Origin of the sequence: Streptomyces sp. T39, from assembly GCF_008042045.1 — a bacterium.
Lineage (GTDB): Bacteria > Actinomycetota > Actinomycetes > Streptomycetales > Streptomycetaceae > Streptomyces.
On sequence record NZ_RDBP01000054.1, the window covers coordinates 231694 to 252510 of the forward strand.

At 75.0% G+C, this 20817-nt stretch carries 15 protein-coding genes; 8 read left to right on the top strand and 7 right to left on the bottom strand.

The window, feature by feature from the left end; translation table 11 throughout:
- The first annotated feature begins 34 nt into the window (after nucleotides 1-34).
- The 4 genes from EAO77_RS33295 (at nucleotide 35) to EAO77_RS33310 (ending at nucleotide 6678) form a co-directional block, all read left to right on the top strand.
- Nucleotides 35-253 carry a type A2 lantipeptide gene (locus EAO77_RS33295; protein WP_147992043.1) on the top strand — a complete coding sequence of 73 codons (219 nt, stop codon included), beginning with the start codon at nucleotides 35-37 and terminating at the stop codon, nucleotides 251-253.
- Nucleotides 254-459: 206 nt separating this feature from the next.
- Nucleotides 460-1266 (top strand): HlyD family efflux transporter periplasmic adaptor subunit, encoded by an 807-nt coding sequence (locus EAO77_RS33300; protein ID WP_147992044.1) that lies wholly within the window; start codon nucleotides 460-462, stop codon nucleotides 1264-1266.
- Nucleotides 1263-3551 (top strand): NHLP family bacteriocin export ABC transporter peptidase/permease/ATPase subunit, encoded by a 2289-nt coding sequence (locus EAO77_RS33305; RefSeq protein ID WP_147992045.1) that lies wholly within the window; start codon nucleotides 1263-1265, stop codon nucleotides 3549-3551. Before EAO77_RS33300 ends, EAO77_RS33305 begins: the two co-directional genes overlap by 4 nt.
- A gap of 100 nt (nucleotides 3552-3651) precedes the next feature.
- The gene (locus EAO77_RS33310) at nucleotides 3652-6678 is read left to right on the top strand and encodes an NHLP bacteriocin export ABC transporter permease/ATPase subunit (RefSeq protein WP_147992079.1); all 3027 of its coding nucleotides are present in this window, start codon (nucleotides 3652-3654) and stop codon (nucleotides 6676-6678) included.
- A 384-nt stretch (nucleotides 6679-7062) separates the two neighbouring features.
- Here EAO77_RS33310 and EAO77_RS33315 read toward each other — a convergent pair whose 3' ends face one another.
- Nucleotides 7063-7986, bottom strand: a complete 924-nt coding sequence (locus tag EAO77_RS33315) for a MurR/RpiR family transcriptional regulator (RefSeq protein ID WP_147992046.1) — start codon at nucleotides 7984-7986, stop codon at nucleotides 7063-7065.
- Between the two features lie 130 nt (nucleotides 7987-8116).
- Here EAO77_RS33315 and EAO77_RS33320 point away from each other — a divergent pair, with 130 nt between their 5' ends.
- Nucleotides 8117-10813 (top strand): SpoIIE family protein phosphatase, encoded by a 2697-nt coding sequence (locus EAO77_RS33320; protein ID WP_147992047.1) that lies wholly within the window; start codon nucleotides 8117-8119, stop codon nucleotides 10811-10813.
- Nucleotides 10810-11625, top strand: coding sequence for a uracil-DNA glycosylase (locus tag EAO77_RS33325; RefSeq protein ID WP_147992048.1), 816 nt, complete (start codon nucleotides 10810-10812; stop codon nucleotides 11623-11625). The genes EAO77_RS33320 and EAO77_RS33325 overlap by 4 nt, the downstream gene beginning before the upstream one ends.
- On the opposite strand, the gene EAO77_RS33330 is transcribed toward EAO77_RS33325, so the two are convergent.
- Genes EAO77_RS33330 through EAO77_RS33340 form a run of 3 tightly spaced genes read right to left on the bottom strand, consistent with a single transcriptional unit; the run spans nucleotide 11576 to nucleotide 15206 of the window.
- Nucleotides 11576-13690: a xanthine dehydrogenase family protein molybdopterin-binding subunit gene (locus EAO77_RS33330; RefSeq protein ID WP_147992049.1), complete on the bottom strand. Its 2115-nt coding sequence runs from the start codon at nucleotides 13688-13690 to the stop codon at nucleotides 11576-11578. The two genes, EAO77_RS33325 and EAO77_RS33330, sit on opposite strands and share 50 nt — an antisense overlap.
- Nucleotides 13687-14673, bottom strand: coding sequence for an FAD binding domain-containing protein (locus EAO77_RS33335; RefSeq protein ID WP_147992050.1), 987 nt, complete (start codon nucleotides 14671-14673; stop codon nucleotides 13687-13689). Before EAO77_RS33335 ends, EAO77_RS33330 begins: the two co-directional genes overlap by 4 nt.
- Nucleotides 14670-15206, bottom strand: a complete 537-nt coding sequence (locus EAO77_RS33340; RefSeq protein WP_261994255.1) for a (2Fe-2S)-binding protein — start codon at nucleotides 15204-15206, stop codon at nucleotides 14670-14672. The genes EAO77_RS33335 and EAO77_RS33340 overlap by 4 nt, the downstream gene beginning before the upstream one ends.
- A 309-nt stretch (nucleotides 15207-15515) precedes the next feature.
- Here EAO77_RS33340 and EAO77_RS39040 point away from each other — a divergent pair, with 309 nt between their 5' ends.
- Entirely contained in the window at nucleotides 15516-15674 is a 159-nt protein-coding gene (locus EAO77_RS39040; RefSeq protein ID WP_187283527.1) for a hypothetical protein, read from the top strand.
- A 320-nt stretch (nucleotides 15675-15994) separates the two neighbouring features.
- On the opposite strand, the gene EAO77_RS33345 is transcribed toward EAO77_RS39040, so the two are convergent.
- Both EAO77_RS33345 and EAO77_RS33350 read right to left on the bottom strand, forming a co-directional pair.
- Entirely contained in the window at nucleotides 15995-16411 is a 417-nt protein-coding gene (locus tag EAO77_RS33345) for a DUF6479 family protein (protein WP_147992052.1), read from the bottom strand.
- A gap of 143 nt (nucleotides 16412-16554) precedes the next feature.
- A complete protein-coding gene (locus EAO77_RS33350; RefSeq protein ID WP_147992053.1) occupies nucleotides 16555-17571 on the bottom strand; it encodes a LacI family DNA-binding transcriptional regulator in 1017 nt (338 codons plus the stop codon).
- 216 nt (nucleotides 17572-17787) lie between these two features.
- Here EAO77_RS33350 and EAO77_RS33355 point away from each other — a divergent pair, with 216 nt between their 5' ends.
- Nucleotides 17788-19239 (top strand): GH1 family beta-glucosidase, encoded by a 1452-nt coding sequence (locus EAO77_RS33355; protein ID WP_147992054.1) that lies wholly within the window; start codon nucleotides 17788-17790, stop codon nucleotides 19237-19239.
- Nucleotides 19240-19308: 69 nt separating this feature from the next.
- On the opposite strand, the gene EAO77_RS33360 is transcribed toward EAO77_RS33355, so the two are convergent.
- Nucleotides 19309-20751, bottom strand: coding sequence for a 3-hydroxybutyrate oligomer hydrolase family protein (locus tag EAO77_RS33360; protein WP_147992055.1), 1443 nt, complete (start codon nucleotides 20749-20751; stop codon nucleotides 19309-19311).
- Nucleotides 20752-20817: the final 66 nt, after the last annotated feature.

Genomic DNA, 20817 nt, shown 5'->3' on the forward strand with positions numbered 1-20817 from the left:
ATTTCGCACCATCCATCCGAAGGGAAGCTTCTCCATGAACTTCGTCCCCACCCAGGAGATCTCCGACAGCGAGCTGGACAACGTGGCCGGCGGCCTCCACAGCGCCGTGGTCGGCAACGCCACCGCCGCGCTGGACTCCATCGCCCCGGTCTCCGGCACCGTCGCCGCCGTGACCGGTGTGGTCGAGGGCGCCACGGGTCTCAACACCGCCGCCCTCACCGGCCCGGTCACCGGACTCGTCGCCGGTCTGTAAGGTCTCCCGGTCCGCAGGACCTCCGCGGCCCGCCGGCCCGCTCTGCCGGCACCGCCGTGCCGTGTGCCCCGGAACCAGCCAGGTTCCGGGGCACACGGCCGTCAGCCCCGCCGTGCGGCGCACGGCCCGTAGGACGGGACGCTCCGTCGAGCCCCCGGCGCGGGAGGCGGCACGGAAGGTCCCCCGGAAGCCCAGGGAAGCGTGTCGTGCAGTTCCGCCAACAGGCCCTCTCCAGACTCCGGTCGGCCGAGGACATCGACCTCCCGGTGCGCTACGCGCGCCCCCAGGGACTCCTCGTCCTCGCGGTCACCCTCACCGCCATGGCCGCCGCGACGGTGTGGGCGGTCGCCGGCACCGTGACCTCCACCGTCACCGCCCCCGGCGTGCTCACCCACGCCCAGGGCAGCTATGTGCTCCAGAGCCCGGTCTCCGGCCAGATCACCGAGGTGCTCGCCGAGGAGGGCGAACGCGTCGCCGCCGACGCCCCCTTGCTGAAGGTCCGCACCGCGGGCGGCGACACCGTCGTGCGCACCATCGCCGCCGGCCGGGTCACCGCCCTCGTCGCCGCCATCGGCTCCGTCGTCACCACCGGCAGCGACCTCGCCGCCGTCGAGCGGGCGCGCGCCGCCGACGACCCCCTGATGGCCGTCCTCTACGTGCCCGCGGACAGCGGCCCCGACGTCCCCGTCGGCGCGCGCGTCGACCTGAGCGTGCAGTCCGTCGCCGCCCAGCGGTACGGAGTGCTGCGCGGCACGGTGAAGTCCGTCGGCAGGACCGCCGAGACCAGCCGGCGCATCACCGCCTTCCTCGGCAGCAGCCAGCTCGGCGAGCAGTTCTCCGGCAAGGGGCTGCCCGTCGCCGTGATCGTGGAGCTCGCCCCCGATCCGCACACCGACTCCGGCTACGACTGGTCCACCTCGAACGGCCCGCCCCACGCCCTCCCGTCCATGACCCTCGCGAGCGGATCGGTCCACACCGCCGCCCGGCACCCGATCGATTGGCTGCTGCCGTGACCCCCGCAGGCGACACCGCCGTCCCCGCCCAGCGGCGGCTCCCGCCGGGCGGCCGCCGCAGACACCGCCCCGAGCCCGCCCGCACCGGCCGCCGGGGCACCCGGCGCGCCGGCCCGAAGCGCGGGCAGCCCGGGCCGAAACCGGTCCGCACCCCGACCGTCCTCCAGATGGAGGCCGTCGAGTGCGGCGCCGCCGCCCTCGCCATGGTCCTCGCCCACCACGGACGCCATGTGCCGCTGGAGGAACTGCGCATCGCCTGCGGCGTCTCCCGCGACGGCTCCCGGGCGAGCAACATCCTGAAGGCGGCCCGCGGCTACGGTCTCGCCGCCAAGGGCATGCAGATGGAGGCCGGCGCGCTGGCCGGCGTCCAGGCACCGGCGATCCTCTTCTGGGAGTTCAACCACTACGTCGTCTACGACGGTCCGGCACGACGCCCCGGCCGCCGCGGCGTGCACATCAACGACCCCGACCGGGGGCGCCGGTTCGTCTCCGACGAGGACTTCGACACCAGCTTCACCGGGGTCGTCCTCGTCCTCGAACCCGGCCCGGACTTCACCCGCGGCGGCCGCAGGCCCGGCGTCCTCGCCTCCGTCCCCGCGCGGCTGCGCGGCACCACCGGCACCCTGCTCGCGGCGCTGCTCGCCAGCCTGCTTCTGGTCGCCGTGGGCGCCGCGGTCCCCGCGCTCAGCCGCACCTACATCGACATGTTCCTCATCGGGGGGCAGACCTCGCTGCTCGGCCCGCTGTTCGCGTCGCTGGCCGCCCTGGTGGTGCTCACCGCCGTGCTCACCGGCCTCCAGCAGGCGAACCTGCTGCGCGGCCGCGTCATCTCCTCCACCCTCGGCAGCGCGCGGTTCCTGAGACATCTGCTGCGCCTGCCGGTGACGTTCTTCGCCCAGCGCAGCCCGGCCGACCTGGTGCAGCGGCTCCAGTCCAACGACGCCGTGGCCGAGACCCTCGCACGCGACCTGGCGGCGGCCGCCGTCGACGGAGTGGTGGTCGTCCTCTACGCCGCGCTGCTGTGGACCTACGACCCCCAGCTCACCGTCGTCGGCGTGGGCATCGCCCTGCTCAACGTGGTGGCCATCCGGATCGTGCTGCGCCTGCGCGCCACCGACACCCAGAAGCTGCGCGCCGACAGCGCCCGGCTCACGAACACCTCGTACACCGGTCTCCAGCTGATCGAGACGATGAAGGCCACCGGCGGCGAGGACGGCTGGTTCCGCCGCTGGGCCGGGCAGCACGCCACCACCCTGGAGGTCCAGCAGCGCCTCGGTGTGCCGAGCGCGTACCTCGCGGTCGTCGCGCCGGCCCTGGCCACCCTCAACAGCGCCCTGATCCTGTGGATCGGCGGACTGCGGGCCGTCGAGGGGCACATCTCGATCGGCCTGCTGGTCGCCTTCCAGGCGCTGGTCGCCCGCTTCACCGCCCCCATCACCCGCCTCAACGGAGTGGCGGGCCGCATCCAGGACTTCGCCGCGGACGTCGCCCGGCTCAAGGACGTCGAGAACTTCCCCGTGGACGGCCTCTACTCCCGCGAGGCGCCGGCCCCCAGCACCCGCAGGCTCAAGGGCCATGTGACGCTGGAGGACATCACCTTCGGCTACAGCCCGCTCGACGCACCCCTGCTGCGCGGCTTCTCCCTCGCCGTGGGACCCGGCCGGCAGGTCGCGCTCGTCGGCGGCTCGGGCAGCGGCAAGTCCACCGTGTCCCGGCTGATCTCGGGCCTGTACCGGCCGTGGGAGGGCACGATCCGCATCGACGGCGAACGTCTGGAGGACATCCCCCGCAGCGCGCTCGCGGCCTCGGTCTCCTTCGTGGACCAGGACGTCTTCCTCTTCGAGGGCACGGTGCGGGACAACGTGGCGCTGTGGGACCCGTCGATCACCGACGATGCCGTCGTCGCCGCCCTGCGCGACGCCGCCGTCCTCGACGTCGTGACGGCCAGGCCGGACGGCATCCACGGCCGCGTCGAACAGGACGGCCGCAACTTCTCCGGCGGCCAGCGCCAGCGCCTGGAGATCGCCCGGGCGCTCGTCCGCCGCCCCAGCGTCCTCGTGCTCGACGAGGTCACCAGCGCGCTCGACGCGGAGACCGAGCGCGTGATCATCGACAACATCCGCAGACGCGGCTGCGCCTGTGTGGTCATCGCCCACCGCCTGAGCACGGTCCGCGACAGCGACGAGATCGTGGTCCTCGACCACGGCTCGGTCGTGGAGCGCGGCCGCCACGAGGACCTGGTGGCCGCCGGCGGGGCCTACGCCGATCTCGTCAAGGAGCGCTGACGTGTCCGTCCCCCACCCCCAGGCCGACGGCGGCGTGCACGTCCCTTCGTCCCAGGCCGACAACGGCATGTATGCGACCCACCCCCGGGCCGGGGGCGGCATGTACGGCCCCCACACCCCTGGGGCGGGCGACGTCCGGACCCCGCACACGCCGCCGTCCGGACCCGTCGCGGAGCACGCCGACCCCGTCGTCGCGGCGTTCGGCGCCCTCGGGGGCCCCGTCGACTCCACCGGGCTGCGCAGCCTCCACCTGGAGGGTCCGCAGGTGCTCTGGCTGGTGGCCGGAGGCTTCCTCGACCTCTTCGCCGTCGACGCGGCCGAGGAGGGCCCCTGGCACTTCCTCGGCCGGCTGGAGGCGGGCGCGCTGCTGCTCGGCCCGGTCGACGGCCCCCGCCACACCCTGGTCGGACGGCCGTCCCAGGAGTGCCTGCTGCGCCGCATCCCGCTGCGCGAGCTGTACCAGGACCCGTACGCCACCGACCCGTACGGCGCGTCCCCGTACGCCCAGGACGTCCACGCCCCCGACCCGTACGTCCCCGATCCCCACGCCCCCGACCCGTACGGCGCGTCCCCCTGGGCCACGGACCCGTACGGCGCGTCCCCCCGGGCCGCCGACCCGTACGCACCCCGGGGATCCGGCGGCGCCGCCGCACACGACACCCCCTGGGCCGGACCGGAGCACGCCTTCGCGCTCGGCGTCGGACGCGGCCTGGGAGTCCTCTTCCAGGCGCCGCTCGACGGCCGCCCCGCGGGCGACACCGGCACGGCCGACGACGACGTGCTGTGGATGCCCGTCGACCCGGGCGCCGTCCGCTACGGAGCCGCCCACAGCGCGGACTTCGCGGCGGACCTCCTCGTCGACGGCGCGATGTGGCAGCGGATGGTGAACCAGCAGTACCGCCTGCTGGCCGCCGTCGACCAGTGGATCGAGGAACTGGAGCGCGCCCACGAGGACCGCGCCGCCGCCGGGATTCGGGCGGGCGAGGACGTGCGCGCACGCGCCGACCGGGCGCTGGTCGACTCCATCGGCCGGCGCGCCGGGGCCCGCGCCCCGCTGGGCGGCGCCGGGGACGACGCGGTCCTCGCCGTGTGCGTGGCCGTCGCCCGGGCCGCGGGCATCGACCTGACGGACGCCCCGCGGGGCGGCACCGACGACGAGCGGCTGCCGCCGGTCGAACGCGTGGCCGCCGCCGCCCGGGTCCGCACCCGCCCGGTACGGCTGACCGGCGACTGGTGGCGGACCGACGCCGGCCCGCTGGTGGGCCACCGCGCGGCCTCCGGCGCCCCGGTCGCGCTGCTGTGGCGGCGCGGCCGCTACGAGGCGCTGAACCCGGTCACCGGCTCGCGCACCCGCGTGGGCAGGAACGAGGCGGACGGCTTCGAGCCCCGGGCGACCATGTTCTGCCGCCCCTTGCCCGAGACTCCCGCGAGCCTGCGCGGACTGGCCCGCTTCGCCCTGCGGGGCGCCGCCCCCGACGTGCGCCGGCTGCTCCTCGGCGGCCTCGTCACGGTCCTGTTCGGCGCGCTGGTCCCGGTCGCCACCGGAAGGGTGCTCGGTGAGTACGTGCCGCACGCCGAGACCGGCCCGATCGTGACGACCGCTGTCGCCGTCATGATCGCCGGTGTGGTGTCCGCCGCGTACATGCTGATGCAGAACCTCACCATCCTGCGGATGGAGGGCCGCATCGAGAGCACCCTGCAACCTGCCGTCTGGGACCGCCTCCTGAGGCTTCCGGCACGCTTCTTCACCGAGCGCTCCACGGGCGAGCTGGCGAGTGCCGCGATGGGCATCAGCTCGATGCGCAGGGTGCTCTCCGGCATCGCCCCGGTCGCGGTGCAGTCCGGCACGGTGGGCCTGGTCAACGTGGCCCTGCTGCTCTGGTTCAGCGTGCCGCTCGCCCTCGCGGCCCTGGGCATGCTGTTGGTCATCGCCACCGTCTTCCTGGTGATGGGACTGTGGCAGGTGCGCTGGCAGCGCCGACTCGTCGACCTGGGCAACAAGCTCAACAACCGGGCCTTCCAGACCCTGCGCGGGCTGCCGAAGCTCAGGGTCGCGGCCGCGGAGGGTTTCGCTTACGCCGCCTGGGCGGGGGAGTTCGCCCGCACCCGCGAGCTCCAGCAGCGGGTCGGCCGGATCAGGAACTGGACGGCCGTGCTCGACGCGGTGTACCTGCCGCTGTGCTCGCTGGTGATGTTCGTGCTGCTCGCCGGGCCCGCGCGGGGAAGCATGTCGGCAGGCGAGTTCCTCACCTTCAACGCGGCCGTCACCATGCTGCTGGCCGCCGTCACCCAGCTCACCGGCGTCCTGGTGTCCGCCGTCGCCGTACTGCCCATGTTCGAGCAGGTGCGGCCGATCCTGGACGAACTGCCGGAGGTCCGCGGCACCGGAGGCCGGCCCGGCACGCTCTCGGGCGCCGTCGAGGCCCGGGGCCTGTCGTTCCGCTACACCGACGACGGCCCCGCCGTCCTCGACGACGTCTCGCTGAGCGTGCGCCCGGGGGAGTTCGTCGCCGTCGTCGGCCCGAGCGGCTGCGGCAAGTCGACGCTGCTGCGGCTGCTGATCGGCTTCGAGCGGCCGGACACGGGGGCGGTCCTCTACGACGGCCAGGACCTGGCGGCCCTCGACCGGGCGGCGGTGCGCCGGCAGTGCGGTGTGGTGCTCCAGAACGCCCAGCCGCTGACGGGGTCCGTGCGGGACTGCATCTGCGGCGCCGGGAGCTTCGACGAGGACGAGGTCTGGGCCGCCGCCGAGATGGCCGGGCTGGCCGACGACATCCGGCGCATGCCCATGGGCCTGCACACCATGATCGCGCAGGGCGGCGCGATCTCCGGCGGGCAGCGACAGCGTCTGATGATCGCCCAGGCGCTCGTGCGCCGGCCCCGGATCCTCTTCCTCGACGAGGCGACCAGTGCGCTGGACAACGAGAACCAGCGCACCGTCATCGCCTCGACCCGCGCGCTGAACGCCACCCGGGTCGTCATCGCCCACCGGCTGAGCACGGTCCTCGACGCCGACCGGGTGCTGGTGATGGACGCGGGGCGGATCGTGGAGGAGGGCCGGCCGGCGGAGCTGCTGGCCGATCCCGGCGGGCGGTTGCACGCGCTGGTGCGCCGCCAGCTCGCCTGAGCGGATCCGCTGCGGGAGAGAAGCTTGTGGCGGTCCCGGCCCAGGGGTTGACCGGGACCGCCAAGGGACATTCCGCGGTACGGCGGAGTGCCCGGATTGAACACCGGAGCCCGACGCGAGGAGGGAGCGCCGTCACCGGATGTTCGGTTCACGCGGTGGCCGGGCTCCGGGAGTGCGCCGGAGCGGCCTGCCAGAAGTAGTAAATATATATACCGTCGAGTACGCAAGGGTATGAAAAATTTCATGCACGGCGGGCGCCGGAAACACACCGGAAGCGCGCAGGCCACACAGGACGTCCACACCGCCGGGAGGCCGCACCGCCGACGCCCCTCGTCGCGGGCCGCGGCGCCCGCCGGGCGGCCCGGACGGGCGCCGGCCGCGGTGTCAGTCCTCGATGAAGAAGTCCTGCTGGTCGGCCACCTGCTCGTAGCCCTCCAGCCGCGCCTGCGTCCGCTCCGGGTCCGCGTCGGCCATCGCCTGGAGCACCGCCGCCGACAGCACGGCCGGCGCCGCGTAGGAGTCGAAGACCAGCCGGGACCCGGTCCCCGCCGTCAGCGTCACATCCGCCTCGTCGACCAGCGGCCCCAGCGTCAGGTCCGTGATCAGCGCGACCCGCAGCCCGGTGCCGCGCGCCACCCGCAGCGCGGCCAGCGTCTCGTTCGCGTGCCGCGGCATCGCGTACGCCAGCACCCAGCTGCCGCCCGCCTCCCGCGACTGGAGCAGCGCGTCGAACGCCACCGTCCCGCCCCGTGTCACCAGCCGCACATCGGGATGGATACGGCGCGCCGCGTACGCGAAGTACTCCGCGAGCGACACCGAGATCCGCAGCCCCAGCACCGTCAGCGGCACCGAACGGGCCAGCTCCCGGCCCACGTCGAGCACCTGGTCGGTGTCCGCGAACACCCGGCGCAGGGACTCCAGGTTGTCGATCTCGGCGTCGACCGCCGCCTGGAGCTCGTTGCGGCGGATCTGCTCCCGCGTCTCCTGGACGCCGGCCACCGCGCTCAGCGCGATCGGCTGCAACGCCTCCCGCAGGGCGGGGAAACCGCTGTACCCGAGGCTGGTGGCGAAGCGGGTCACCGACGGCTGGCTGACCCCGGCCCGCTCGGCGAGGTCGGTGATCGACAGGAACGCGGCCTCGGTCAGATGGTCGATCATGTACTGGGCGATCCGGCGCTGTCCCGGCGACAGCCGATGACTGCCGAACAGGGCCCTGACCCGGTCCGCGGGCGCGGCCTCCGTCACCGGCGCCTGACGCCCCGGAGTGATCGCCGCCGCCTGCGCACGCGCCTGCTGCCCTGATGGCACCGTGTGCCTCCCTGTCGTCCGGCCCGTGCTCAATCTAGCTCAAGCACCCCGGCCCCCCGCCGCGCCGGCGGATCACCGGTCGCGGCCGGACATCGCGCCGGCGGATCACCGTCCGGGGCCGGACACGGAGATGCGGAGCACCCCCGCGGGGGAGCATGCTGAGGGGGTGACCCGGTACGGCGCGGGCCGGCCGCCCGCTGGCGACGCCGAGCGCCCCGGACCCGCGGCGGTCGACGCGCGCGGCCCGTCGGCGCGCCCGCCCGACCCCGCGGCGGCCGGCGGCGGTCCCGCGGCCCCGGACGAGCTGGCGATGGTCCTCGCCCAGGCGGAGGCGGCCGCGATCGAGGCCGTCGGCGGCTTCGCGGGCGGCCTGTACATGCGGACCACCTCCCCGGAGCTGCTGCTCCTCGCGGTGATCGCCGGACTGCCGTCCGACCTGTTCCGGCACTGGTGGCGCATGCACGTCAACAGGCCGTTCCCCCATTCGGAGGCCTACCGGTCCGGCCGGCCCGTCTATCTCGGCGACGCCGAGGAGGCCATGCGCCGCTACCCCCAGCTGATGGCCGGTCTCCCCTTCCCGTTCGGCTCGCTGTACGTGCCGATCGTCCACCGTCGCGACACCTACGGGATCATCGCCGTGCTGCGACCCGGCACACCCGGCCGGGGCGTCGAGGAGGCCGACCGGCGCCGCATCACGGGCATCGCGGCGCGTCTCGGGGAGACGCTCGCCGCCATGCCCGTCGACGGGCGGATCCAGTGGGAGGGCGACCCGCTGGCCGTCACCCTGCCGAGCGTGAGCTCCCCGCCGGTCCGTTTCGGCACCTTCGACTGGGACCTGGACGCAGGCACCGTCACCGGCGACGAGGGCTGGTGCAGCATCATGGGCGCCCAGCCGGCGGGCCTCCCGCTCACCGTGGACGAGGTGGCCGCACGCGTCGAACCGGCCGACGCGTACGGCCTGTGGGCCGTCGCCCGGCACGCCTCGGAGTCGGACCGTCCCGTCACCCGCAGGATCCGCCTGCAGGGCGCGGACGGCCGCCCCCACCTGGTGGAGATGTCCGGCCGCCGGGGGCGGCGGCGCGGCGGATCCGGCGGCACCCGGCTGACCGGCTTCCTCGTCGACCTCGGCGCCGGGCCGGTGGTGGCCGAGTCGGCGGACCGGCTGCCGCAGGGGGTCTGCTCCGTCGACCGCCTCGGCCGCGTCACCTACCTCAACCGGCACGCCGAGACGATGGTCGGCCTGCCGCGCTCCTCGCTGCTCGGCACCGTCCTGTGGGAGAGCGTGCCGTGGCTCGGGCAGCCCGCTTACGAGGACTACTACCGCTCCGCCCTGCTCTCCGGGGACCCGGCGCACTTCCTCGTCCAGCGGGACCAGGGCTGGCTCTCCGTCTCCGTCTTCGCCGGCCACGACGGGCTCACCGTCACGATGGGCCCCGCCGACCAGCCCGCCTACACCCCCGGTTCGGTCGTCGCCCCCGGCACCGGCATGGGCTCCCCGGCCGACCGCGCGGTCGCGCTCTACCGGCCGGTCGCCCTCGCCATCGCGCTCACCGAGGCGGTGACGGCCCGTCAGGTGTCCGCCGTGGTCACCGAGGAGCTGCTGCCCGCCTTCGGCGGACGCCAGCTGGCCATCTACCTCCTCAACGACCGCCATCTGTACCTCTCCTGGGAGACCGGCTTCCCCCGCGGCTTCCTCGACCGGTTCGACGGAGTCGGTCTCGACTCCAAGATCCCGGGCGTCGACACCCTCACCACCGGGCGCCCCCTCTTCTTCGAATCCATGCACCACCTCGCCGAGGCGTACCCCGGCATCCCGCTCGACGCCCACGTCGGCGCCCGCGCCTTCCTGCCGCTGATCGCGTCCGGACGGCCCGTCGGCTCCTGCATCCTCGGCTTCGACCAGCCGCGCGGCTTCAGCCCCGAGGAACGCACCGTGCTCACCGCGCTCGCCGGTCTCATCGCCCAGGCCCTCCAGCGCGCCCAGCGCTACGACTCCGAGGCCGCGCTCGCCCGCGGCCTCCAGGACGGGCTGCTGCCGCGCCGGCTGCCCATCGTCGACCAGCTCGACACCGTGGCCTGCCACCTCCCGGGCACCCAGGGCATGGACGTGGGCGGCGACTGGTACGACGTCGTGGAGACCGCCCGCGGCGTCGCCATCGTCATCGGCGACGTCCAGGGCCACGGTGTGTCCGCGGCGGCCACCATGGGCCAGCTGCGCAGCGCCGTCAGGGCCCTGGCCGTCAGCGGCCACGGGCCCGCGGAGGTGATGGGCGGCACCAACCGGCTGCTCATCGACCTCGACCCGGGCCAGTTCGCCAGCTGCTGCTACATCCTGCTCGACCCCGCCGGAGGCCGCGCCGAGGCCGTGCGGGCCGGCCACCTCCAGCCCCTGCTGCGCCGCCCGGACGGCCGCACCGAGGTGCTGGACCTGCCCGGCGGCGTGGTTCTGGGGGTGGACGCCGACGCCGAGTACCCGGTGACCGACTTCCATCTCGAACGCGGCGCGGTGCTGGCCATGTTCACCGACGGTCTCGTCGAGACGCCCGGCATCGACATCGACATCGGCATCGAGCGGCTGCGCCTCACCCTGTCCGACGTCGGCGCCTCCCCGCTCGGCGACACCGCCGACCGGCTGATCAACGAGGCGCGCCAGACCCCCGACCGCCCCGACGACATCGCCCTGCTCCTCGCCGCCCGCTGGATCGAGGCCCCCGACCGTCCCCCGGCCCGCGGCGCGGACCATGCGCCCGCCGCGCACGGGGACGGGCACGCGCCCGGGGCCCGGCATTCGGACGAGGTCCGGGACGCGGACGGGGACGGCGGATGAGCCGGACACCGGGAGGCGGGCCGAGCGGACCGCCGGCGCCCGCCGACCCGGCGTTCCCCGCCCGCACCGCCCCCCGCTGCGCCTCGCTGGGCGCACTCGACCGGCAGGTCTCCCGCTGCGGGGCCTGCCCCCGCCTCGTCGCCTGGCGCGAGAGCGTGGCCGCAGCGCCGCGGGCCGCCTTCCGCGACGAGGAGTACTGGGCCCGGCCCGTGCCCGGCTTCGGCCCCCGGGACGCGTCGCTCGCCGTCGTCGGACTCGCCCCGGCCGCCCACGGCGGCAACCGCACCGGGCGCATGTTCACCGGCGACGACTCGGGAGACGTGCTCTTCGCCGCGCTGCACACCGCGGGACTCGCCTCGCGGCCGGCGTCGACCGACCGGGACGACGGCCTCACCCTGCACGGCGTACGGGTCACCGCACCCGTCCACTGCGCCCCGCCGCAGAACCGGCCCACTCCCGGGGAACGGGACGCCTGCCGGCCCTGGCTCGCCGCCGAACTCGGCCTGCTGCACCGGCTGCGGGCGGTCGTCGTGCTCGGCGGCTTCGGCTGGCAGGCGCTGCTGCCCGTCCTCGCCGACGCGGGCTACGACAGCCCCCGCCCCCGGCCGGCGTTCGGCCACGGCGCCCACCACATCCTCACCCGCGCCGACGGCGGCGAGGCCCTCCACGTGCTCGGCTGCTACCACCCCAGCCGGCGCAACGTCTTCACCGGCCGCCTCACCCCGGCCATGCTCCTGGAGGTGCTCACCCGCGCCGCGCGGATCAGCGGTGCGGGTCGCGGTGCAGATGGGCCAGCACCTTGTCCGGAGTGAACGGGGGCTCCCGCAGGCGCGCCCCCAGGGCATGACGGACCGCGTTCCCGATCGCCGCCGCCGTGCCCACGATCCCGATCTCGCCGATGCCCTTGCTGCCCATCGGGTTGAGGTGCGGATCGTCCTCGTCCAGCCAGTGCGCCTCGACCATCGGCACGTCGGCGCAGACCGGCACGTGGTACGAGGCGAGGTCGCACTCCGCGACGTCGCCGAAGCGGGCGTCCAGCGTGCTGCCCTCCGTCAGGGCCATCCCCAGCCCCATCGTCATCCCGCCCGTCAACTGCGACCGCGCGGTACGCGGGTTGAGGATGCGCCCGGCGGCGAACACCCCCAGCAGCCGCCGTGCGCGGACCTCGCCGGTCACCGTGTCCGCGCCGATCTCCGCGAACACGGCACCGAACGCGTGCCGCGCGTACGGCACTTCGGCGCCGGCCTCGGCCCGGGTGTCGGCCGTGGCGGTCAGGCCCTCGGGGGGCACCGGCCCGTCGTGCCCGGACAGCAGTGCCGCCAGCTGCTCGCTCGCCCGGTGCACCGCCCAGCCCCAGGACGCCGTCCCCGACGAGCCGCCCGCCAGCGGCGCGGCCGGCAGCGCCGTGCTCCCCACCTCCACCCGCACCGCGTCCAGCGGGACGCCCAGCACCTGCGCGGCGATCTGCCCGAGCACCGTGCGCGCGCCGGTGCCGATGTCCGTGGCGTTCACCCGGATCCGGTAGCGCCCGCCGGGCTCCGCGGTCGCACTCGCCCGCGAGGGGCCGACGAGCACCGGATACGTACTGGCCGCGACGCCCGACCCGATGAGCAGGTCCCCCTCCCGCCGGGAACCGGGCCGGGGGTCGCGCTCGTGCCAGCCGAAGCGCCGGGCCCCCTCGCGCAGACAGCCGGGCAGACCGCGGCTGCTGAACGGCCGCCCGCTGTCGGGCTCGGTCGCCGGCTCGTTGCGCAGCCGCAGCTCCACCGGGTCGATGCCGGCGGCCTCCGCGAGCTCGTCCATCGCCGACTCCAGCGCGTACATCCCGGACGCCTCACCGGGCGCCCGCATCCACGACGGAGTGGGCACGTCCAGGTCCACGACCCGGTGCACGGTGCGGCTGTTGGGGGAGGTGTACATCACCCGCGCGGGCACGGCGGCCTGCTCCACGAACTCCCGCACCCGCGACGTGCGGGTCACCACCTCGTGGTCGAGCGCGGTGATCACCCCGTCGGCGTCCGCGCCGAGCCGCACCCGGTGCAGGGTCGGTGCGCGGTGGCCCACGACCGCCGCGAGGTGGCGCCTCGGCAGCGCGATCGTGACGGGCCGCCCCGTGCGGCGGGACGCCATCACCGCGAGGACCACGTGCGGCCGGGGCGTCCCCTTGGACCCGAAGCCGCCGCCGACGTGTTCGGACACCACGGTCACCCGGCGCCGGTCGAGCCCGAACATCTGGGCCAGCACCTCGCGGACCGTGCCGGCGCCCTGGCTGGAGTCCTGGACGGTCAGCGTGCCGTCGTCCTGCCAGTGGGCGGTCGCCGCGTGCGGTTCCATCGGGTGGTTGTGCAGCGCGGTCAGCGCGTACTCGGCCTCCACCCGCACCGCCGCGGAAGCGAACGCCCCGTCCGGGTCCCCGCGTTCGCGCAGGCCCGGGTGGCCGCCGTTGGCCTCCTCGGGGATGCGCAGGCCGGGCCGGTCGCGCGTGAGCAGCACGTCGTGCTCCTCGGTCTCGTACGAGACGAGCACCGCGGCGGCGCCCGCGCGGGCGTTCTCCAGCGTGTCCGCCACCACGAGCGCGACGTACCAGCCCCGGTGGGGGACCCGGTCGTCCTGGAGGAGGGCGAGGGTCGCGTCGTCGGGGGCGGCCACCCGGGGGGCGTTCTCATGGGTCAGCACCGCCCGCACACCCCGCACCGCCAGGGCGGGACCGGCGTCGACGTCCGTGACCCGGCCGCGGGCGACGGTCGCCGGCACCGGCCAGGCGTACAGCCGGTCCGGCGGGCGGTACTCCGACGCGTACCGGGCCCGCCCGGTGACCTTGTCGCGTGCCTCGCTGCGTTCCGCGTCCGCCCCGAGGACGCGTCCGTCGTCCGTCATGCCGCCTCCCCGGCCAGCTCCATGAGGACCCGCACGGCGAGATCGCCGGCGAGCCGTACCTTGAACGCGTTGTCCCGCAGCGGTTCGGCGGCGTCCAGCTCCGCCTCCGCGGCCTGCTCGAACGCCGCCCTCGTGGCGGGAGCCCCGAGCAGCCGCTCCTCCGCCGTCCACGCCCGCCACGGGCGGTGCGCCACACCGCCGAAGGCGAGCGAGGCATGCCGGATCCGGCCGTCCTCGACGGCCAGACAGGCCGCCACCGACACCAGGGCGAACGCGTACGAGGCGCGGTCGCGCACCTTGCGGTAGACCGAGCGGACGCCGGGGGCGGGCGGCAGGTCCACCGCCGTGACCAGTTCGCCCGGCAGCAGCTGTGTGTCCACGTCCGGACGGTCGCCCGGCAGCCGGTGGAACGAGGTGACCGGCAGCGTGCGGGGGCCGTCGGCGCCCTCGGTCCGCACGATCGCGTCGAAGGCGGCGAGGGCGACGGCCATGTCGGAAGGATGGGTGGCCACACAGTGCGGCGAATGCCCCAGCACCGCCAGGTCCCGGTGCAGTCCCTCCACCGCGGGGCAGCCGGTCCCCGGCTCGCGCTTGTTGCACGGTTTGGTGACGTCCTGGAAGTACCCGCAGCGGGTGCGCTGGAGCAGGTTGCCGCCCGTCGTCGCGGAGTTGCGCAGCTGGGCCGAGGCCCCCGCGAGGAGCGCCTGCGACAGGGCGCGGTAGCGGGACCGCACGGCGGGGTGGGCGGCGAGATCGCTGTTGCGCACGGCCGCCCCGACGCGCAGGCCCCCGTCCGGTGTCCCCTCGACCGAGTCCAGCGGCAGCCGGCGCACGTCGATCAGCATCCGGGGCGCGGTGACGCCGAGCTTCATCAGGTCCACCAGATTGGTGCCCCCGGCGAGGTACTGCGCCCCGGGGTGGGCGGCGTACGCGGCGAGCGCCTCGCCGGTGGTCGACGCGCGCAGGTACCCGTGGGGCTTCACGACGCCACGTCCTCGATGGCCGCCACGATCCCGGGATAGGCACCGCAGCGGCAGACGTTGCCGCTCATCCGCTCCCGGATCTCCTCCGCCGTCAGGTCGACGGGGCCCTCGGAGCCCTGTGTCACGAACGACGGGTGACCTTCCCGGGCCTCCGCCAGCATCCCGGCCGCCGAGCAGAGCTGCCCCGGCGTGCAGTAGCCGCACTGGAGCGCGTCACGGGCCACGAACGCCTCCTGGAGCGGATGCAGTCCCCGGCCCCCGGAGAGGCCCTCCACCGTGACGATCCGCGCCCCGTCGTACGCCACGGCCGGCAGCAGGCAGCTCAGCACCCGCCGTCCGTCGACCAGGACCGTGCATGCGCCGCACTGGCCCTGGTCGCAGCCCTTCTTCGGCCCCGTGATCCCGAGCCCTTCGCGCAGGGCGTCCAGGACGGTGGTGCGATGGTCGAGCGCCACCGTGCGGGCGACGCCGTTGACGTGCAGGGTGACCACGGACGCATGGGCCGGGTCGTCGGGGCGTGCGATGGACTCCACGTGCCGTCCTCCGTTCCGTGCGGGGGCGCTCCCCGCGGGGCATGCCTCCCACCCTGTGCCGGATCGGGCCCGAGCGCGCGCCGGAGAGGGCGAAGGTACGCCCCCTCGCGCGAGGGGGCGTACCGGCGGCCGGAGGTGCCGATTCGTACGGATACACGAATAATGTGCTCCCATCGGGGTACACGACCTCGAAGCGCATGCCGTGACCGGCTGCGAGCGGCCGCCGTGCCGCCGTCCCGGTCGTCGCGCGTGCCAGACCGGTGCTGAAGACCACAGGCCGGTACGCAGACACCGAAGGAGATGGAGGCCGTGGACACCCGGGCCTACCCCCGACCGATCACCAGCCGTGTGCCCGAGGACGAGCGGGTGCGCATCTGCCGCCCCGCCGTGCTCCGGCGGGACGCCGGAACGGCGCGCGAGCCCCGCGAGGCGGGGCCCGAGGCGCACATCGTCCGCGGCGACGACTGACGCGCCCAGGCGCGCACCGGTGCCCGCACTCCCCGGCCGGGGGTGCGGGCACCGCCCGTGCGGGGACGCGTGCGGGCGGATTGGACACCTGCGGGCGGGAGCCGGCCGGGCGAACCGGAGACGGACACGTGCGACCGGAGCCGGTCGGACCTGCGGGCGAACCGGACCGGAGAGGAACACGTGCGACCGGAGCCGGTCACGGACGCCGACACCGACACCTGCGGGCGGACCGGTCGCGGACACGGGCGCGCGGGAACGGAACGGGGCACGGACGCGCGCCGACGGCGGCCGGCCCGGCGGGCGGGACGGTGCAGGGCCTGTCAGGCGGGCGGTCGGCCGCCCTGGCCGGGGCGGCCGCCGTCCTGGCCGGGGGCGGCGTCCCCCTCACCGGGTTCCGGCCGCGGCGGTTCCGCCGCCGCGGGGCGCGAGCCCATGTTCCCGTAACCGTGCATCTCGTGCGGTGTCAGACGTCCCGGCGTCTGGCGCCCCTGCGAGGGGTCCACCTCGTCGGGCTCGAGACGGCTCTCGACATGGGTGCGGTGGTCGGGCGGGGTGGGCAGTTCGTCGCGGGTGGGCGCGGCGTCGCGCCGCCTGCGCGCCCCTACCTGCCAGACGATCCAGACCAGCAGGACCAGCAGGCCGACCACGACGAGAAGGAAGACGATCACTGCCGGTGCTCCCTCGCCCGCGGCGAGATCGGTGAGGGCGCCCTGCGCGGAGGGACTGTATGTGGTCATGGATAGCGACTACCCAGTTTGCCCCGGATGTGACAGCTTTCGACCCGGACGCGTGAACCCGCGGGCAGGCCGTGTCCCGGGCTCCCGCGCGCCACCCCGTCCGCCGGTGCCCCGGCCGCTGCCGGGCGCACCGCCGGACCGTGCTACGCCGAGCCCCGGACGACCAGTTCGGTCGGCAGCACGACGTGCCGGCGGGGCGTCGCCGGATCGGCGATCTCCGCCAGGAGCAGCCGGGTGATGGTGACGCCGAGCTCCTCCACCGGCTGGCGCACGGTCGTCAGCGGGGGATCGGTGTGGCGGGCCAGGAACGAGTCGTCGAAGCCGACCACGGCGACGTCGGCCGGCACCCGTCTGCCCCGGGCGCGCAGCTCGCGCAGCGCGCCGGCCGCCATCACGTCGGACGCCACGAAGACGGCGTCCAGCGCGGGCACCCGGTCGAGCAGCTCGCCCATCGCCCGCCGGCCGCCCTCCTCGGTGAAGTCGGCGACGGCCACCAGGTCCGGGCCGGACGGGCGGCCCGCCGAGTCCAGCGCCTGACGCCAGCCGCGCAGCCTGCTCAGGCCGACGTCCATGTCCATCGGCCCCGCGACGGTGGCCACGGTGCGGCGGCCCCCCGCCAGCAGATGCCGTACGGCCGAGGCCGCGCCGCCCGCGTTGTCCGCGTGCACATGGCTCAGGGACTCGCCGGGGGAGCGGCGGCCGGCGAGCACCGTCGGCAGGCCCATCTCCTCCAGCAGGCCGGGCAGCGGGTCGTCGGTGTGGACCGAGACCAGCAGCACGCCGTCGACACGGCGCTCGGTGACGGACCGCGTCAGCTGGTCCCGTTCGCCGGCGTCGCGCACCAGGACCAGCTGGAGCTGGGTGCGGGTGTCGGCCAGTCCGGTGCTCACCCCGCGGATCACGGCGGAGAAGTACGGCTCCGAGCCCAGCCGGCTCTCCGATTCGGGGACGACGAGGGCGACGGAGTCGGTCCTGCTGGTCACCAGGCCGCGGGCGACCGAATTGGGCACGTAGCCGAGCTCGGCGATCGCGGTCATCACGGCCGTGCGCGCCTCGTCGCTGACCAGGGACGAGCCGTTGATCACCCGTGAGACCGTCGTGCGGCCCACGCCGGCGCGTGCGGCGACGGTCTTGATGGTCGGTCGCTGACCGCCCCCCATGGACCCTCCTCGTGCTTCTACGGGGCCGTTCACCTGGCGCATTGTGCCAGAACGGCCGGTGTCGACGACCGTGCGCCCACCGGCTCCTTGACACCGGCGGCGCCCGGGCGTCAGTCTTCCGGACATCGGGTGGGTACGTTCCCACCTCGGAATGGGCACGTTCCCACCCTGGGATGGGAACGTACCCACCGCCACTTCCTCCGGGAAAGGAACCCCGTGGCCACCGCGATCCGACGCCCTGCGCCCGACGACCAGCTCTCCGCCGCCCGCACCTTCCCGCAGGACTTCCTGTGGGGTACGGCCACCGCCGCCTACCAGGTCGAGGGCGCGGCCGCCCTCGACGGCCGCACCCCCTCCATCTGGGACACCTACGCCCGTACCCCCGGCAGGGTCCGCAACGGCGACACCGGTGACATCGCCACGGACCACTACCACCGCTGGCGCGAGGACGTCGCGATCATGGCCGACCTCGGCGTGGGCGCCTACCGCTTCTCCATCTCCTGGCCGCGCGTCCAGCCCACCGGCCGCGGCCCCGCCGTCCAGCGCGGCCTCGACTTCTACCGCAGGCTGGCCGACGAACTCCTCGACAAGGGCATCAAGCCGGTCGCCACCCTCTACCACTGGGACCTGCCCCAGGAACTGGAGGACGCCGGCGGCTGGCCCGAGCGCGTCACCGCCGAACGCTTCGCCGCCTACGCGGAACTGGCCGCCGAGGCGCTCGGCGACCGTGTCACCACGTGGACCACCCTCAACGAACCCTGGTGCAGCGCCTTCCTCGGCTACGGCTCGGGCGTCCACGCCCCCGGGCGCACCGACCCCGTCGCCGCCCTGCGCGCCGCGCACCATCTGAACCTCGCGCACGGCCGGGCCGTCCAGGCCCTGCGGGCCGCGCTGCCGTCCAGGTCGCAGGTCTCCGTCACGCTCAACGTCCACCATGTGCGGCCGCTGACCGCGAGCGACGCCGACGCGGACGCCGTCCGCCGCATCGACGCCCTCGCCAACCGGATCTTCACCGGGCCGATGTTCCACGGCGCCTACCCGGACGACCTGCTGGAGGACACCGCGGGTCTCACGGACTGGTCCTTCGTGCGCGACGGCGACACCGCCACCGCCCGTCGCCCGCTGGACTTCCTGGGCGTCAACTACTACACGCCCACCGTGGTGTCGGCCGCCTCCCCGGACGGCGCCACCCACACCTCCGACGGCCACGGCCGGAGCGCCCACAGCCCCTGGCCCGGCGCCTCGGGGGTCGCCTTCCACCTGCCGCCGGGCGACACCACGGCCATGGGCTGGGCCGTCGACCCGAGCGGCATGTACGACCTGCTGCGCCGGCTCTCGGCGGACCTGCCCGGGACACCGCTGATGATCACCGAGAACGGCGCCGCCTTCGACGACTACGTGAACCCGGGCGGCGAGGTCCGCGACCCCGACCGGGTGGCCTATCTCCACGGCCACCTCGAGGCGGTGCACCGGGCCATCGAGTCCGGCGTCGACGTGCGCGGCTACTTCCTCTGGTCGCTGCTCGACAACTTCGAGTGGGGCTACGGCTACAGCAAGCGGTTCGGCGCCGTGTACGTCGACTACCCGACCGGCACCCGCATCCCCAAGTCCAGCGCCCACTGGTACGCCCGGCTCGCGCGCACCGGCAGGCTGGAACCCCTGGCCTGAGCCGGACGCCCGGACCGGCTGCCACCGGTCCGGGCGTGGCGGGCTGCCCAGGGAGCGGTGGCGGCGCCGTCAGCGTCGGCCGAGGGAGCAGTCCGTCAGCAGCCCGCTGCGGTCGGCCGGCAGGGCGACCGTGCGACTGGGCGCGGGCTCCGGCCCGCCGCCGATCCACGACTCCAGCGCGGTGAACGCGGAGCGGTGGCACGGCGTCAGCGGACGCAGCCGGTCGGGGAAGACGTCGTACAGCGAGTCGACATGGGTGCCGCCCTCGACGCGGTAGTAGCGGAACAGCCCCTCCCGCCCGGCGTCGCGGACCATGCGGGCGTACACGTCCGAGCCCTCACCGATCGGCAGCAGCACGTCCAGCGTGCCGTGCAGGGTGATCAGCGGTTTGCCGATCCGGCCGGTCAGCGCGATGCGCTCCACGGCCCGGTGCACCTCGCGCGGGCGCGCCGCGTAGTCGTAGTCCGCGTCGCACGCCGGGGTGCCGGGGGCACAGAACGGCGTCCCCGCCTCCATGGGACCGTCGAAGCGCGGGTCCACCTCCTCGCGGTAGATGCGCTGCGTCAGGTCCCAGTAGTACTGGTGGTGGTACGGCCACAGGAACTCCGACCCCGCCGGGAACCCGGCGGCGACCATCTCCTCGTGCGCCCCGGCGGCGCCGGCACCGCCCGCGGCGTACCGCGGATAGGCGCGCAGCGCCGGCGGCAGGAAGGTGAGCAGGTTGGGGCCGTCGGCCCGCCACAGCGTGCCCTCCCAGTCGACCCCGCCGTCGTACAGACCGGGGTGGTTCTCCAGCTGCCAGCGCACCAGGTAGCCGCCGTTGGACATGCCGGTCATCAGCGTGCGCCGGGGCCGTTCGCGGTAGCGCTGCGCGACGACGGCGCGGGCCGCCCGGGTCAGCTGTGTGACGCGGTCGTTCCACTCGGCGATCGCCGCACCGGGCCGGTCGCCGTCCCGGTGGAACGCGGCACCGGTGTTGCCCTTGTCCGTGGCGGCGAACGCGTAGCCCCGGGAGAGCACCCAGTCGGAGATCGCCCGGTCGTTGGCGTACTGCTCCCGGGTGCCGGGCGACCCCGCCACGACGAGGCCGCCGTTCCACCGGTCGGGGAGCCGGATCACGAACTGGGAGTCGTGCCCCCAGCCGTGGTTGGTGTTGGTGGCCGAGTCGTCGGGGAACCAGCCGTCGAGCTGGATGCCGGGCACCCCGGAGGGGGTGGCCAGTCCCGCGGGGGTCAGCCCCGCCCAGTCGGCCGGATCGGTGTGGCCGGAGGCGACGGTTCCCGCGGTGGTCAGCTCACCGAGGCAGGACACCTGCTGGTGGGCCGCGCCCGGGACGCGCAGCGACGCCTGGCGCGCGCAGTGGTCCCCTTCACGGGCCTGCGCCGTCGGCACGGCGACCAGGCCGAGCAGGAGCGCGGCGCCGGCGACGAGCCGGACGGTCCGCCGGGACCGGCGCCGGGCGGGACGTCCGGGGACCGGGGGCCGGACGCCGGGGGACGAGGGGGACGGCACGGAAGAGCCTCCTGGGGTGTGGCGGGACGGCACGTCACCGGCCGGCGGCCGGTGACGGCGGTGGAC